We start from the raw sequence: 15,824 nt of genomic DNA, 5'->3' as shown, positions 1-15,824 counted from the left end.
TCACCTCGGTTGTGTTTGCATGCGCTGCGGGGTTTCGAAACTTCAAGTGTTTCATCCGCAGCTACTGCGCCCTTCATTGCAATCACCATGCCACCGCCTGTCACATTTCGAACTTGCTCCTGATCTCATAGGAGAAAAGCCATAAGAACATGCAAAATCAACCACTTACGAACTAGTTATTTCTCTGACAATGGAGCACTAACGCATCTTGAAACGTTTCATTTCGTGTTACATTTGAAACACTGAAACATGCATATGAAACAAAAGATATGAAACACCCTCGCCCTCAGCATCGGGATCAGAGCGACAAACCCGTCATCTGGACAGTCTCCGTGTCGCGCCTGGTCGAATTGTTCCGCGACATCACGTTGGAGTTCGACGATCAGGCAGATATCGAGCCGATCCCACTCGGCTTTGAAGACGCGGTACGCCATATTCGCGAACGCCTCGCTACCGAGCATTGCGATGCCGTGATCGCTGCGGGTTCCAACGGCGCTTATCTGAAGAGCCGCTTGTCGGTGCCGGTGATCATCGCCAAAGCCAGCGGCTTCGATGTAATGCAGGCACTGGCCAAGGCGCGCAAGATTTCTCCCGATATCGGCATGATCACGTATCAGGAAACCATGCCATCACTGGTCGACTTCCAGAGCACCTTCGGCCTGAACATCGTGCAGCGCACCTACGCCACCGAAGAAGATGCTCGCTCGCAAATCAACGAACTGAAAGCTGCCGGCATCAAGGCCATCGTTGGCGCCGGCCTGATCACCGGTCTGGCGCAGGAGGCAGGACTGGCGGGCATCTTCGTCTACTCCGCCGCCAGCATTCGCCAGGCTTTTGACGATGCGCTGGAACTGGCTCGCCTGACGCAGTTGGAGTCGACACGCGGACGTATCCTGCCGGTCGCCGACACCTTGCGCGCACGGCATCACCTCAACGATCTACGCGGCGACTCTGCGGCGATGGAATCGGTGCGCCAGTCGATCACGCTATTTGCCAAATCTCCCGCCACGGTATTAATCCAGGGCGAAACCGGTACTGGCAAAGAATTGGCGGCACAAGCTATTCACCGTGCACATCCGCAAATGCAAGGTAAGGTGCAAGCACATCATCCTTTCGTCGCGGTCAACTGCGGTGCGCTGGCGGAGTCGTTGCTGGAGTCGGAACTGTTCGGTTACGAAGAAGGCGCGTTCACCGGATCGCGCCGCGGCGGTCGCGCCGGTTTGTTCGAAGCGGCGCATCGCGGCACCCTCTTTCTCGATGAAATCGGTGAGATGCCCTTGCCTTTGCAAACACGTTTGCTGCGCGTGCTGGAAGAACGTGAAGTCGTACGCGTCGGCGGCACGCGGCCGATCTCCGTCAATGTTCGCATCATCAGTGCGACGCATTGCGACCTCGACAGCCGCGTCAAGGAAGGACGCTTCCGTGCCGACCTGTTCTATCGGCTGAGCGTGTTGCGCATGACCTTGCCACCGCTGCGCGAGCGTCCCGACGATCTGGCGCCGCTGGCGGAGTGGTGCCTGAAGAACGCGCTCGCGGCGATGGACATTCGCCCACATGCCAATCTGCACGCCGAGATTTTGCGTTGCACACCGCTGCTGGCTCGTCATGACTGGCCCGGCAATGTCCGTGAACTACGCAACATGATGGAGCGGCTTGCCTTGTTCCTCGCGGCCGAACCTTTGCAGGCATTGACACCGAACCTGATCGCGCGCGTGGCACCGGAAATTGTGAGCGATGACGTATCGACAATGCGCACTGCAGCATTTCCAGCTGCCAAACAACTCAGCACGGAGGTGGACGAATCTCTGGAAGATGTACTCGCACGCTTCGACGGCAATCGTGCTGCGACAGCAAAATATCTCGGTATCAGTCGCACGACTTTATGGCGCAAACTGGGCGAAAAAACTTAAGCCGATTTTGCATTTCAGGTATGTATTACACATCGGATCGCCGGCCATTTGAGACCTGTCGTTGATTCACCGGTGAATCAACGACAGAAGCAATCGCGCTCATTCCCGCAGAATAAGAATCGCATCACGGCACGACTCAAATGCGTGATTGACAGCCTCTCTCCCCTCCACGTATTCTCGCTCGGTTGCCTATAGACATCGGCATATCGGGGATAGTGCGCATATTGTTTTAAGCATTCCGCTCATCGGAATCCTGGCAAACAATCCCCGACTAAAACAGCACCCCTCAACAATCTCACCAACGGGAGAACGCATGAATAATAAGAGTTCTGCAGCAACCGGCAATGATGCGTCAGTCAAGCTTCATCCACAAACGTGGCGAGCAGTTATCTCGTCTTCTATCGGCAATGCGTTGGAATGGTTTGACGTCCTGATTTACGGCGCGTTTGCCGTGATCATCGCCAAGCTGTTTTTCCCGACCGACAATGAAACGGTCTCGCTGCTGGTGACCTTTGCAACGTTCGGCGTCTCGTTCTTCATGCGTCCGCTCGGTGCGGTTATTCTCGGCGCATATTCCGATCGCGTTGGACGTAAGGCGGCATTGTCGCTGTCGATCGTGCTGATGACTATCGGCACCGCGATGATCGCGTTCATGCCGACCTACTCCAGCATCGGTCTTTGGGCGCCTGCAGGTATCGTTCTGGCGCGCCTGATCCAGGGCTTCTCGGCGGGCGGTGAATTCGGCAGCTCGACGGCATTTCTGGTGGAACACGCACCGCATCGCCGCGGCTTCTTCTCCAGCTGGCAGGTTGCCAGCCAGGGTCTGAGCCTGTTGATGGCAGCCGCTTTCGGCGCCGGTCTGAACGGCTGGCTGACGCCGGAACAGTTGTACTCCTGGGGCTGGCGTTTGCCTTTCCTGTTCGGTCTGCTGATCGGCCCTGCCGGTTTCTACATCCGTCGCCACCTGGAAGAGTCGCCTGAGTTCGCTGTTGCAGAACGCACCGAGACACCGTTGCGCGACACCTTCACTACCCAAAAGATGCGCCTGCTGATCGGTACCGGCAGCGTGATCATGGCGACCGTGTCGGTTTATCTGTCGCTGTACATGCCGACCTACGCCATCAAGCAACTGGGCATGCCGGCATGGTCGTCCTACGCGGCAACACTGGTGTCGGGTCTGATCATGATGCTGGCGTCACCGCTGGTGGGTGAACTGTCGGATAAACATGGCCGCACGCCGTTCATGATTGCCAGCAGCCTGGCCTTTGTTGTGCTGACCTATCCGATGTTCGTATTTCTGACTGGTTCGCCAAGCTTCATCAATCTGCTGTTGCTGCAAATCGTGATCGGTATTCTGATGACAATGTACTTTGCGTCGATGCCGGCATTGCTGTCGGATATCTTCCCGGTGCAGACGCGCGGTACAGGCATGTCGCTGAGCTATAACATCGCTGTGATGCTGTTTGGCGGTTTTGCCGGCCTGATCATTACCTGGCTGATTCAGACCACCGGCAACAAGCTGTCGGTCAGCTATTTCGTGATCTTCGGCGCTGCGTTGAGCTTGATCGCTTCGGCATCGGCACGTTATGTTTTGAAACTGCGCTGATCTTAGTACTGCGTCCGGCTCAGGTCGGACGCAAGTAAAGTTGGACGTAAAAAAAGGGCCGGATTCATCAACGAATCCGGCCCTTTTCATTTTGTTGTTCATCGTACGGTTTGCATTCTTTGCGAGGCATATCCGTGACGATGTTTGCTTCCCTACCCCTCTACCGCTACTGCTCTCCCACTTCCCTTAACTTGTGCTTGTACTTTTGCTTGACCATCAGTCGTCTTCAGCGCCGCCGATGCCGAGCTCCTGAATCTTGCGCGTGATCGTATTGCGGCCGATACCCAGGCGCACAGCTGCGTCGTTCTTGCGGCCGTGAGTATGCTTGAGCGCGATCTTGATCAAGGCCGCTTCAAACTGGCGACCGAGGATGTCCATGACTTCCGGACGTTCTTCCGCCAGCATTTGCGCGGCTTCGGTTTCCAGCAGACTGATCCAGTTGCGATCAGCACCACCGAAGTCACCGTCGACATTCGCCGCTGCCGCGCCACCATGCGACTCCATCGCAGGTGCGGACGATGGCGCAGCCTGTGACGATACCGGCTGGAAGTTACTGCTGCGTTCTTCGATAAGATCCTGCGGCAAGTCCTTGACTTCAACTGTCTGCCCCGGCGCCATGACGGTGATCCAGTTGCACAGGTTTTCCAACTGGCGCACGTTGCCCGGCAATTCCAGCTGCGACAAAAACTGCATCGCTTGCGGCGACAGACGCTTGGCTTCGACGCCGAGCTGACGCGCGCTTTGTGTGAGGAAGTGACGCGCCAGGATCGGCACGTCTTCGCGACGCTCACGCAGACTCGGCAAGCGCAAACGGATCACGTTGAGGCGGTGATACAAGTCTTCGCGGAACAAGCCTTCGCGTACGCGATGCTCCAGATTCTGGTGCGTCGCTGCGATGACGCGGACATTGGCCTTCAAGGATTGATGGCCGCCGACGCGATAGAAATGTCCGTCCGACAGCACACGCAACAAACGCGTTTGCAGATCGAGCGGCATGTCGCCGATTTCATCGAGGAACAGCGTGCCGCCTTCGGCCTGCTCAAAACGGCCTCGGCGCATAGCTTGTGCACCGGTGAAGGCGCCGCGCTCATGGCCGAACAGTTCCGACTCCAGCAAGTCCTTCGGAATCGCCGCCGTGTTCAGTGCGACGAAAGGCTGTGCAGCGCGCGGGCTGTGCTTGTGCAAGGCGCGTGCGACCAGTTCTTTACCGGAACCCGATTCGCCGGTAATGAGCACCGTCACGTTCGATTGCGACAGGCGGCCGATGGCGCGGAAGACATCTTGCATCGCCGGTGCCTGGCCGAGGATTTCCGGCGCGTCTGCAGACGATTGCTCGACTGCGGTTTCACGCAGGCTTTCTTCCAGCGCACGACGAATCAGTTCAACGGCTTTGTCGACATCGAAAGGCTTGGCCAGATATTCGAAAGCACCACCCTGGAACGCCGACACTGCCGAGTCGAGATCCGAGAAGGCGGTGATGATGATGACCGGAATGCCGGGATGCTTGGCTTTGATGGTCTGGAGCAGCTCCAGACCGGATGCGCCAGGCATGCGGATATCGGAAACCAATACTTGCGGCGTGCCGGTCTGCAATGCTTGCATCGCATCACGCGCGCTGGAAAAACTTTGTGTGGCGAGATTTTCTCGCGCGAGGGCTTTTTCCAATACCCAGCGTATCGATTCGTCGTCGTCAACAATCCAGATCGGTTTCATAGTCTTATCTTTTCCTGCTTTGGTAGCGTGTAATAGACAGCATCAAAGGCATATGCCGGTGTTGCATTTGCTTCAGTCCCCACCTTCCCGACCAGTAAAAAACCGTGATCAGGGAAGCGGGATCAAAATTCTGAAATCCGTATATCCCGGCCGGCTTTCACATTCGATTACGCCCATATGTTGCTGCACGAATGTTTGCGCCAACGTCAGTCCCAAACCGCTACCTCCTTCCCGCCCAGAAACCAGCGGGTAAAAAATACGGTCCTGGATGTCTGGTGAGATACCGGGGCCATTGTCGATGATATGCAAGTCTAGTGCCAGCCGGTAACGGACCTTGGCCAGCGTCACTTGACGCGCAACTCGCGTTGCCAAAACCAGCTCGGCGTCGCCCGCGCGAATGCGATCGGCAAGTGCTTGCGCAGCGTTATGAACAATGTTGAGCAAGGCCTGGATCAACTGTTCCTTATCGCCCCGGAATTCGGGAATCGACAAGTCATAGTCGCGGCGAATGGTCAGACCATTCGGGAACTCGGCGAGGATGAGGCTGCGCACACGTTCGCAGACTTCATGAATGTTAACGTCGCCAACGATATGCGGCCGGCGGTGCGGCGCCAGCAGCCTGTCCACCAGCGTCTGCAGGCGGTCGGCTTCCTTGATGATGACCTGGGTGTATTCGCGCAACTCTTTCAGATGACGCTCAGGTAACTCCAGTTCCAGCAGTTGCGCCGCGCCACGAATACCGCCCAGCGGATTCTTGATCTCGTGCGCAAGATTGCGGATGAGTTCTTTGTTGGCCTGACTCTGATCGAGCAGACGCTCTTCCCGATCCAGCTTGAGTTGCTGGACGTTTTCACGCAGCTCCAGCAAGACCGGCGTGGCGGCACTGTCGAGCGCGGTAACGATCGTATGGACTTGCAAGGGCTCGCGTCCCATGCGCTCCAAAACGAGGTCCAGCCGTTTGTCGGCAAACTGATGGGCGACGGCCTGATAGAACAGCGTGGCGAGTTCTTTTCCATTGAGGAAAAGCTCGCTCAGCTTTTGTTGGGAAAGCACCTTGAAGGAGCTCTCCAGCAGATTTTCGGCAGCGGCATTGGCATAGACGATGCCGCCGTTTGCGTCGAGGATGATGACTGCTGACGCCAGCAGATCAAGTCCATCCAGTGAAGGTAGCGTTGTTTTCATGCGTTCCGGTTAAAGCTTGTGTAATGCTTGTGAAATGCCTGTGACAGACAACCAACAATCGAACCAGTCATACAAAGGTGATTGTCAGCTTCTCTTCAGCTAAGCAAGATTTGGGCAAGCCTGCGACGACGCTGCATTTCTGACGAACGCAATGAAGAACGCGTTCATTAACGTACGTTAGCAAGCTCTCGCTTGAGCGCCGCGATATTGCGTTCCGATCGTGCAATATCGTCTTTCATCCCGGCGACGCGCTCCTGATATTTGGCATAGTTGCGCTCGTCGCCACGACGTTCCGGCTCGCCATTATTGAAGTCCGCCCTTAAACCCGTCAGCTTCTTTTCTTCCGCATGCAATTCATCCTGCAACAGCAGCTTGCGATCGCTGTCGCGCGACTTCTGCGCGTTGGTATCGACCTTGGGGAAAGTAGCAGTTGCTGCCGCTCCTGTTGCCCCGCCCTGCATCGCACGCTTTGGCTGCGATACTGCTGTCGGCAAACCTGGCAATTCGACTTTGCGGCAACCCTTGGTCGTCCCGGTATTCTTGTATTCTTTAGCACCGTTTTCATCGGTGCAGACGTACACGTCATTTTGCGCCTGTGCGTCGCCCAGACAAGCCGCGCACAACAACACGCCCACTGCGAGAAACTTCATTTTCCGGCGTCCACTTATCGAAATGCCGATTAGTGTATGACAACACATCTCCAGTCTCGATAAGCCATAAAAAAAGGGAAGCAAGCTTCCCTTTTTTATCAATACAAAATCGACGATTACAGCGAGTAGTACATGTCGAATTCGATTGGGTGTGTCGTCATGCGATAGCGTTGCACTTCCTGGCCCTTCAGGTCCAGATAGGCATCGATCATGCTGTCAGTGAAGACGCCGCCACGTGTCAGGAACTCGCGATCCTTGTTCAGTGCGTCCAGAGCTTCTTCCAACGATGCGCACACTGTTGGGATCAGCTTGTCTTCTTCTGGTGGCAGATGGTACAGATCCTTCGAAGCTGCTTCGCCTGGATGGATCTTGTTTTGCACGCCGTCCAGACCTGCCATCAGCAGAGCCGAGAAGCACAGGTATGGGTTCGCCAGTGGATCCGGGAAACGTGTTTCGATACGACGACCCTTAGGATTCGCAACGTGTGGAATACGGATCGATGCGGAACGGTTACGTGCCGAGTAAGCCAGCTTGACCGGTGCTTCGAAACCTGGAACCAGACGCTTGTACGAGTTTGTACCTGGGTTGGTGATCGCGTTCAGCGCCTTGGCATGCTTGATGATACCGCCGATGTAGAACAGCGCGAATTCAGACAGGCCAGCATAGCCGTCGCCTGCGAACAGGTTCTTGCCGTCTTTCCAGACCGATTGGTGAACGTGCATACCCGAGCCGTTGTCGCCGACCAGTGGCTTAGGCATGAAGGTCGCTGTCTTACCGTAGGTGTGAGCAACGTTCCAGATCACATACTTCAGTGTTTGTGTCCAGTCAGCGCGCTCAACCAGTGTCGAGAACTTGGTGCCCAGTTCGTTTTGACCTGCGCCGGCCACTTCGTGGTGGTGCACTTCAACTGGAATGCCCAGGGATTCGAGGATCAGGGACATTTCCGAACGCATGTCCTGGAAGCTGTCGACTGGTGGCACTGGGAAGTAGCCGCCCTTGACGACTGGACGATGGCCGGTGTTGCCGCCTTCGAGCTTGGCGCCGGAGCTCCACGATGCTTCTTCGGATTCGATCTTGACGAAAGAACCGGACATGTCCGCGCCCCAACGTACGCCGTCGAAAATGAAGAATTCTGGCTCAGGACCGAAGTAGGCTGTGTCGCCCAGGCCCGAGGACTTCAGGTACGCTTCAGCGCGCTTGGCGATGGAACGTGGGTCACGGTCGTAACCCTTGCCGTCGGATGGCTCGATCACGTCACATTGCATGAACAATGTGGTTTCTTCCATGAACGGGTCGATATTGGCAGTATTTGGATCAGGGATCAGCAACATGTCCGAAGCTTCGATACCCTTCCAGCCGGCGATCGACGAACCGTCGAATGCGTGACCGGATTCAAACTTGTCGATGTCGAAATGGGAAACAGGAACCGTTACGTGCTGCTCTTTACCCCGGGTGTCGGCAAAACGGAAATCAACAAACTTGACTTCATTGTCTTTCACCAACTTCAAAACCTCTGCGGCCGTCCTTGCCATGCGAATCTCCTAAAACGAGGAAGTAGTATAAATTTGTACAATTTGGGTGATGAGCCGACTACGTGCGACTTGATGTGTGCAGCAAATACAACAGATAGTGCGCCAGAACTCAGGCGGGAATGATAGCAGATTCCATGCCATCAACTGCCTTGTGTTGATGCTTATGGCATATTTTAGGGAGTTATTGGAGGACAGGCGTTTCCGAGCAGTGCATGGACGTCTTTTGATTGAATCATTATGGTGCAAATTTAATTAAATGCACCAATTAAAAACATTTTTTACGTATTGCACCATTGCAGTGCCATTGGTTTGATAAATCGTTCTATTTAGCAACTTTTAAAATTTTCTTATTAATTTAACAGGAAGCACCATGAGCTCAAGCAACGACATTTTTTCTTCTGCCAAACAACGTGCCCAAACCGGTCAGTTCCCTTACGCGGGAGCTGTAACACCACAAGAAGCATGGTCATTGCTTCAAGGCAATAACACGGTCAAGCTGGTTGACGTCCGCACCAAGGCCGAACGCGATTGGATCGGCCAGGTAACATTGCCGGCTGAGCAGCACCTGGCGGTGCAATGGAACCTGTATCCGGAAGGCACGCCAAATCCGCAATTCCTGGAACAACTTGCAGCAGTGGCCGACAAAGACGCCGTGCTGCTCTTTCTATGCCGCTCCGGTGTGCGCTCGCGTCATGCCGCCAAGCTTGCGACCGAAAATGGCTACACGCAGTGCTACGATATTCTGGAAGGCTTCGAAGGCAACAAGGACAGCGCAGGTCACCGCAAGACCATAGAAGGCTGGTGCAAGGCTGGATTGCCATGGGCAGGCGCTTGAACAGGGCTGCGGCATTAGCGATCGTTCCGCTGGACTGGCGACTGGCTTGATGAAGCTGGAAGTACGGCGGAATCGGCGGGCCGCCGAAAAAACTGAAGCAGTATGCGCGAGGATTTACCGTCGAATGCTTGAGGGCGCTATTCAGCGTGATTGAGCTGTGCTGGGCATCTGTACCTCCATGTACATGTATTCAGCTCAGTTCAAATCAAACGGCTTGCAGTTGCTGCTTCAAGATAGCCAGCTCGGCATTCAGTTCGGAAAATGGTGCTGTCTTATGTACGGCGATTGCTTCGATACGCACAAGCGTCTCAACGATCTGCGATGCGCCCATCGTCAATGCAGCGCCCTTCATCCGATGCGCCATGCGTCCCACACCCATGGCATCGGCTTGCGTAAGCAAGGTCTGCATGGTGCTGAAGTCTTCCTGAGAAGTCGAACGAAACAACGATTGCAGATCGACACTCTTTGCTTCATCTGCAGTCGTCACAGGATGCGAAACAGTTTCGACATCACACCAAAGCGACAATATTTTCGTCAGCTCATCCACCGGAAGAGGCTTGCTCAACACACCGTCCATGCCGCTGTCCATACACATTTGCATATGAGCTGCATCGGTTTCCGCCGAGATGGCAATGATCGGCGTATGCGCACTTTCCTCTTGCCGTTCACGCTTGCGCACCTGCCTTGCCACGTCGTAACCACTCATATCGGGCATCTGACAATCGAGTAGAACGAGATCAAACTCGATCTTTGACATCGCTTCCAAACCGGACGTGCCGTCATTGGCCGTCGCCACACTGCATCCCAACTTCTTCAGTTGCTTTTCAATGACGACACGGCTGGTGGCGGAGTCATCAACGACGAGAATCAATGGTTTGGGAGTCGACGAAATGGTGGTCATGATGCGCCTTATAAATCCTGAAGCTGATGCTGTATCTTGAACAATTCATTGTCGTTGCGTACGCCAAGCTTTCGGAATGCCGCCTGCTTTTGACCACTGATGGTCTTGACGCTGCGAGCGAATTTTTCAGCGATCTGCGTCACACTCATCCCTTCAAGGCAACAGCGCAAGACCTCTCTTTCGCGAGGAGACAATTCGGTGTGATCAGTCAGGGAGTCACCTGCCCCCGACAAATCATCTTCCTGCGTATTGTTGTTGGACAGCATGGAGGAAATCTCGGCTGCCATCAGCGGATTGAGATGCACCCGCCCAACGGATACTGAACGCACCGCGGCAATCAGCTCCGACAACTCCTGCTCCTTACCGACGAATCCCCGTGCGCCCGCTCTCATGGCCAGCGCGACCGTTGCGGGGTTGTAATGGGAAGATGACACAATGATTTTGCTGCCAGGGAAACGCACCTTCAAGGCGCGAATCAGATTCAGCCCGTCAATGTCGTTGACACTCAAAGAATAGTCAATCAATAGAATGTCCGCAGGAGAAGCACGCAGTGCGGACATCATGTCTTTGCTGGTCGCATAAGCACCGACCACCTCAAAGTCAGACTCTTCCTTCAGTCGCGCTGCAAGCCCATGCCTGACGACAGCATGATCATCCAGCAACGCGATGCGAATTGCATTTGTTCCTGCCCATGCCATCATGACGTCCTTTCACGAGCACCCATTTAAGCAGCAAAACCGATAAAGATCGGCATCGATGGCTTGCTTCGCTTGGATCCCATCACGACAACATTCGGGCCCGCGACCAAACGAATCATGGTCAAGTGTATCAAAGATAGTAAAAATGCAATAGCAAGTTCACGCATCTACGAGACCGTTGTTAAATAGCTGCGCAGCACCGACAGTACTCAAAAATTCTTCCTGTTGCATTGGTTTGGCAATCGCTCCTTGTCCATACAGGCACCCCATTGCGGCCAGCACCTCCATCTGTCGCGCGTTCTCAATGCCTTCCGCTGTGACTTTGAGATTGAGTCGACTGGCGATATCGATGATCGACTCAACCATCACGCGACACTGCGCCTGACGCAGAAACTGGCGGACGAAATGACCGTCTATGCGGATTTCGGTGAAAGGCATCTGCGATAACAGCTTCATGGTCGAAATCCCCGAGCCGAAATCATCAATGGACAGGCCAAATCCACGCAGACGCAAGCGATTGAGCGAAGCCGCCAGCTGCAAGGCCTGTTGCGGCGGCTCTTCCTCCGAAATGCCGACGACGAGAAGCGAGGGAGGTATTTCATGCCGCTGAATGCGTTCGTAGAGATAGTCGGCGATCTCCGGCGCCTCCAATGTTGTGGCGGAAGCCTTCACACAGATGGGCATGCTGCAACCGAGTTTTTCCAATTTTTCCAGCGTCTTCAGTGCATGATTGAATGTGCGGTAAAACAACATCAATCCGAGTCCCTGCTTCTCAATCAGCTCCATGAACTGGCTTGGCGATAAGCCACTGAATTTGGGATGACTCCAACGCACCAGTGCATCGGCTCCAGTAACCATCTTCGTTTTCAGAGAAATGTGTGGCTGGTACCAGACCTCAAATTCGCTGGTATCGCAAATTGCCCGCAAAATATCATCTTCATTGATGACATCTTCAAAAAAAACCCGAGTCGATTTTGGAGTCTTTTGCGGCACAACACTACGCGCATTCAATATGGCCAGAACGGCCTCGATGGCGGCGCTCAAATCCACCGAGGTCACCGGCTTGGCGAGCGTATCAACAAAAGGAAATCCGGCCGATCGCGCCATCTGCAGATGCGACTCCAACAGATCGCCGTCATGCGTACTCATCCAGATCAGCATGGGAAGATCTCTGCTGCGCATTGGCAATGCCGTTTGCGCCAACACAAATTGCGAGCCGTCCATGTTAGGCATGCCGATATCGCAAAATATCAAATCGGCTGCGCGCTCTCTGAGCGTAGCCGTTGCGTCGAGGCCATCCGCCGCATCCCGAATATCGATGGCGCCAAGCTCCTTAATTCTTGCAGCGATGAAGGCGCGCTGAAGAGGTTCGTCTTCGACGATCAAGATAGATAGATCAGCAATAGTTCTCATAGTCGCTCCAACGTGGTGGCGCTTGTTGCAGCGCATTACATAGCTCATTTCAAGGAGGCATTCTGACGGCCCTGTCAGTAAGCGTAAATGAGAATCTTCTTAATTTCAGTCTTCGTTTTTTGATAAATAACGAAAGAATTTCAGGACGCCTTCAGGGAAAGAATTCAGTCGAGGAAAATCAATATTTTTACTAAATTTTATTCCGCGGATAAATGGGATTTCACGTTAAGAGTGAAATTCCATTTCAAAAACTGCTTCATAAAGTCCACAAGAATTTTGAACAGAAACACATTCACGATAAAGAAAATAACCGAGAGTATTTTCTTTTTCAGATATGCATATCTGCGGCTCGATATCCGAGATCATTTCCATTGATCGCTCGAGCGACAGCATTTTGTCAGGCTTGTTTCGTCCCTTACACTTTATTACAGCGAGAGGAAACGAGGATGTACATACTGGAGGTCATCCCCTCTTTTCCGCAAAGTGATCATGCAAACCTCGCTCAGAAATGGCTTGATCGGATTGCTGGCATTGTGTCTGTGCAGCATTGCATCTGCGCAAGCGCTGACCTCGCAGGAAAAAGCCCTGCATGTCCTCAATCGCCTAGCCTATGGACCGCGCCCCGGGGATGTCGCCGCGGTGGAAAAAATGGGCGTGCAACGCTATATCGAGGCGCAACTTGACCCCGACCATATTCGCTTCCCGGCAGACTTGCAGGCGAGACTCGATGGCTTGCCAACTTACAATCTGAACGCGTCACAGCTCTATATCCAATATGGTCCGCCCTCCTTCCCTGCCAACACGGCAACGCCGGAAGAAAAAAATGCCGCACGTCAGCGCGCCGCCAAAGAGATCACGCCGGCCAGTCATTTAGCCCGCCTGTGGATGGCAACGGAGAGTCCACGCCAGTTGCAAGAGGTGATGACCGAATTCTGGTTTAACCACTTCAATGTTTTTGAAGGAAAAGAATGGGTTCGCTACTGGAATGCAGACTACGAAAAGAATGCTATTCGACCCAATGCTCTCGGCAATTTCCGCCAGCTGCTGGGCGCCGTCGCGCATCATCCTGCGATGCTGTATTACCTCGACAACTGGCTCAGCAGCGGCGCCAATACGCCTCAGGCAAAGGGCCGCTTCAAAGGACTCAACGAAAACTATGCACGCGAGCTGATGGAGCTGCATACGCTGGGCGTCAACGGCGGCTATAGCCAGGCCGACGTGATTTCTCTGGCGCGCATCCTCAGCGGCTGGACCATCGCTGTGCGCGAGATGAAAGATGATGCAGACGATGCCACCTTCATTTTCCGCCCAGGGCGTCACGATACGGGCGACAAGCAATTCCTCGGCAGAGTCATTCCACGCGGCGGCCAGCAAGAAGGTGAAGTCGCGCTCGACATGCTGGCGCGCCATCCTGCCACGGCGCGGTTCATCTCGACCAAGCTGGCGCAGTACTTTGTCTCCGACCAGCCCGATCCGGAACTGGTCAATCAACTGTCGCAGCGCTTCCTCGCCACCAATGGCGATATCAAATCGGTGCTGCGCGTCTTGTTCGACAGTCCGCAATTCTGGGCGCGCAAGAATTATCAAAGTCAGTTCAAGACGCCCTATCAGTACGTCATCTCGTCCCTGCGCGCGACTGCAACGCCAGTGGTCAACGGCAAACCCGTCAGCGGCGTTCTAAACCAATTCGGGATGCCTTTGTATGGCTGGCTGACTCCGGAGGGTTACAAGTATTCGGAAGAAGCCTGGCTCAATCCTGATGCACTGTTGCGGCGGATCAATTTCGTCAACGGCCTGAGCAACGGCAAATCGCCGATTGCTCGCCCCGAAGGCACGCAACCATCACCCGATGTCGTCCCCGTCGATCCGGTGCAATTACTACAAACGCTGTCGCCGACGCTGAGCCAGGAAAACGTGACGACGATCTCGTCATCACCCGCGAACTTGCAGGTCGGCCTGATTCTGGGCAGCCCTGCATTCATGAAACGTTAGGACCATCATGAACCGTCGTGAATTCATTCGTTACATGGGCATTGCCGGCGGCAGCGCCATTGTCATTCCCATCGGCCTGTCCGGCTGCGCCGTAGCACCGGTCGGCCAACCATCCGCAGCAACATCCTCATCCGGCAACGCCCCGCTCGCTTACGGCACGCCGAAGCAACGTGCCCACGCCAACGGCGACGGTACGCCACGCATGGTTGTCGTCTTCCTGCGTGGCGCCGTCGACGGTCTCAATGTGGTGGTGCCGCATGGCGACCGCGAGTACTACCAGGCGCGCTCCAGCATCGCCGTGGCGCGTCCCGGACAGAACAATGGTGCGATCGACCTCACCGGCTATTTCGGCCTGCATCCGTCATTGCGACCCTTGATGCCCTATTGGGAAAACGGCCAGCTGGCTTTCGTGCACGCGTCGGGGTCACCGGACGGTTCTCGCTCGCACTTCGAAGCGCAGGACTACATGGAAACCGGTACGCCCGGCCAGCACAACACCCGCGACGGCTGGATGAATCGCCTGCAAGGCCAGTTGCCGCGCTCCGATTCGCCGGTACAAGCGTTGACGTTGGGCGAATCGACACCACGCATCCTCAGCGGCCGGCAAGTCGTCGCCAACATGCCGACCGGCCGCGACGCCGCTCGCCAGACATTGATCGATCAGCCCAAGGTCAATCAGGCCTACGGTGCGATGTACGCAGACAACGATGCTCTGGGCAAGGCTTACCGCGACGGCATCGCGGCACGCAAAGAGCTGATGGCGGAAATGAGCAGCAACGAGCAGCGCATGGCCAACAACGGTGCGCCTTTGCCGAATGGCTTGTCCATCGATACGGCCCGCCTGGGTCGCCTGATGCGCGGCGATCCAAAGATTCGCCTGGGTTTTCTTGCAGTCGGTGGCTGGGATACCCATGCCAATCAGGGCAATGGCGCCGGTCAGCTGGCAAATCGCCTGGCGCCGCTGGCGACCGGATTGGCAACGCTGGCGCAGGAGCTTGGCCCGGCGTTCAATGACACGGTGATCGTGGTGGTTTCAGAATTCGGCCGCACCTTCCGTGAAAACGGCAACGGCGGCACCGATCACGGCCATGGCAACGTCATGTGGCTACTCGGCGGCAATGTGCGTGGACACACCATTTACGGTCAATGGCCGGGGCTGAACAAGGCAGAACTCAATGAAGGACGCGATCTGGCGATCACAACTGATTTCCGCGCGGTGATGTCGACACTGGCAGAAAAACACATGCGTATCCCGGATAGCGCCATGCAACAGATCTTTCCGCAATACACGACGGGCATGCAGCACGTATCGAATATTCTGGTGTGATTGCAGGTACAGATAGCAACATGATGGGCATAAAAAAAGGAGCGGTCTACGCTCCTTTTTTTTAC

General features: G+C 55.0%; 12 protein-coding genes. 5 read left to right on the top strand and 7 right to left on the bottom strand.

Features of this window, described 5'->3' with window-relative positions:
- The first annotated feature begins 269 nt into the window (after positions 1 to 269).
- Positions 270 to 1,910: a propionate catabolism operon regulatory protein PrpR gene (gene prpR / locus PQR63_RS10620; protein ID WP_408167830.1), complete on the top strand. Its 1,641-nt coding sequence runs from the start codon at positions 270 to 272 to the stop codon at positions 1,908 to 1,910.
- A 313-nt stretch (positions 1,911 to 2,223) separates the two neighbouring features.
- Positions 2,224 to 3,516 (top strand): MFS transporter, encoded by a 1,293-nt coding sequence (locus PQR63_RS10615; RefSeq protein ID WP_408167829.1) that lies wholly within the window; start codon positions 2,224 to 2,226, stop codon positions 3,514 to 3,516.
- 216 nt (positions 3,517 to 3,732) lie between these two features.
- Here PQR63_RS10615 and ntrC read toward each other — a convergent pair whose 3' ends face one another.
- The 4 genes from ntrC to glnA form a co-directional block, all read right to left on the bottom strand.
- On the bottom strand, positions 3,733 to 5,229 hold the full coding sequence (ntrC, locus tag PQR63_RS10610) for a nitrogen regulation protein NR(I) (RefSeq protein ID WP_408167828.1): 1,497 nt from the start codon (positions 5,227 to 5,229) through the stop codon (positions 3,733 to 3,735).
- 108 nt (positions 5,230 to 5,337) lie between these two features.
- Entirely contained in the window at positions 5,338 to 6,411 is a 1,074-nt protein-coding gene (gene glnL, locus PQR63_RS10605) for a nitrogen regulation protein NR(II) (protein ID WP_094564514.1), read from the bottom strand.
- Positions 6,412 to 6,578: 167 nt separating this feature from the next.
- Entirely contained in the window at positions 6,579 to 7,061 is a 483-nt protein-coding gene (locus PQR63_RS10600; RefSeq protein ID WP_408167827.1) for a DUF4124 domain-containing protein, read from the bottom strand.
- A 116-nt stretch (positions 7,062 to 7,177) separates the two neighbouring features.
- On the bottom strand, positions 7,178 to 8,593 hold the full coding sequence (glnA, locus tag PQR63_RS10595) for a type I glutamate--ammonia ligase (protein ID WP_007880082.1): 1,416 nt from the start codon (positions 8,591 to 8,593) through the stop codon (positions 7,178 to 7,180).
- Between the two features lie 370 nt (positions 8,594 to 8,963).
- Here glnA and PQR63_RS10590 point away from each other — a divergent pair, with 370 nt between their 5' ends.
- Positions 8,964 to 9,428, top strand: a complete 465-nt coding sequence (locus PQR63_RS10590) for a rhodanese-like domain-containing protein (RefSeq protein WP_408167826.1) — start codon at positions 8,964 to 8,966, stop codon at positions 9,426 to 9,428.
- A gap of 205 nt (positions 9,429 to 9,633) precedes the next feature.
- Here the strand turns inward: PQR63_RS10590 and PQR63_RS10585 are convergent, their stop codons facing one another.
- The 3 genes from PQR63_RS10585 to PQR63_RS10575 all read right to left on the bottom strand — a co-directional run bounded on the left by PQR63_RS10585 (position 9,634) and on the right by PQR63_RS10575 (position 12,440).
- A complete protein-coding gene (locus PQR63_RS10585; RefSeq protein ID WP_408167825.1) occupies positions 9,634 to 10,329 on the bottom strand; it encodes a response regulator in 696 nt (231 codons plus the stop codon).
- Positions 10,330 to 10,337: 8 nt separating this feature from the next.
- Positions 10,338 to 11,027, bottom strand: coding sequence for a response regulator (locus PQR63_RS10580; RefSeq protein ID WP_408168083.1), 690 nt, complete (start codon positions 11,025 to 11,027; stop codon positions 10,338 to 10,340).
- A gap of 159 nt (positions 11,028 to 11,186) precedes the next feature.
- The gene (locus PQR63_RS10575) at positions 11,187 to 12,440 is read right to left on the bottom strand and encodes an EAL domain-containing response regulator (RefSeq protein ID WP_408167824.1); all 1,254 of its coding nucleotides are present in this window, start codon (positions 12,438 to 12,440) and stop codon (positions 11,187 to 11,189) included.
- Between the two features lie 489 nt (positions 12,441 to 12,929).
- Between PQR63_RS10575 and PQR63_RS10570 the strand changes: the two genes are divergently transcribed.
- A complete protein-coding gene (locus PQR63_RS10570; RefSeq protein ID WP_408167823.1) occupies positions 12,930 to 14,432 on the top strand; it encodes a DUF1800 domain-containing protein in 1,503 nt (500 codons plus the stop codon).
- A gap of 7 nt (positions 14,433 to 14,439) precedes the next feature.
- On the top strand, positions 14,440 to 15,759 hold the full coding sequence (locus PQR63_RS10565; protein ID WP_408167822.1) for a DUF1501 domain-containing protein: 1,320 nt from the start codon (positions 14,440 to 14,442) through the stop codon (positions 15,757 to 15,759).
- The last annotated feature ends 65 nt before the right edge of the window (positions 15,760 to 15,824 follow it).

This window comes from Herbaspirillum rhizosphaerae (genome assembly GCF_046025915.1).
Classification (GTDB): domain Bacteria; phylum Pseudomonadota; class Gammaproteobacteria; order Burkholderiales; family Burkholderiaceae_D; genus Herbaspirillum; species Herbaspirillum rhizosphaerae_A.
Note: the sequence above shows the minus strand (reverse complement) of the source record. Positions and strands in the feature narration are given on the sequence as shown.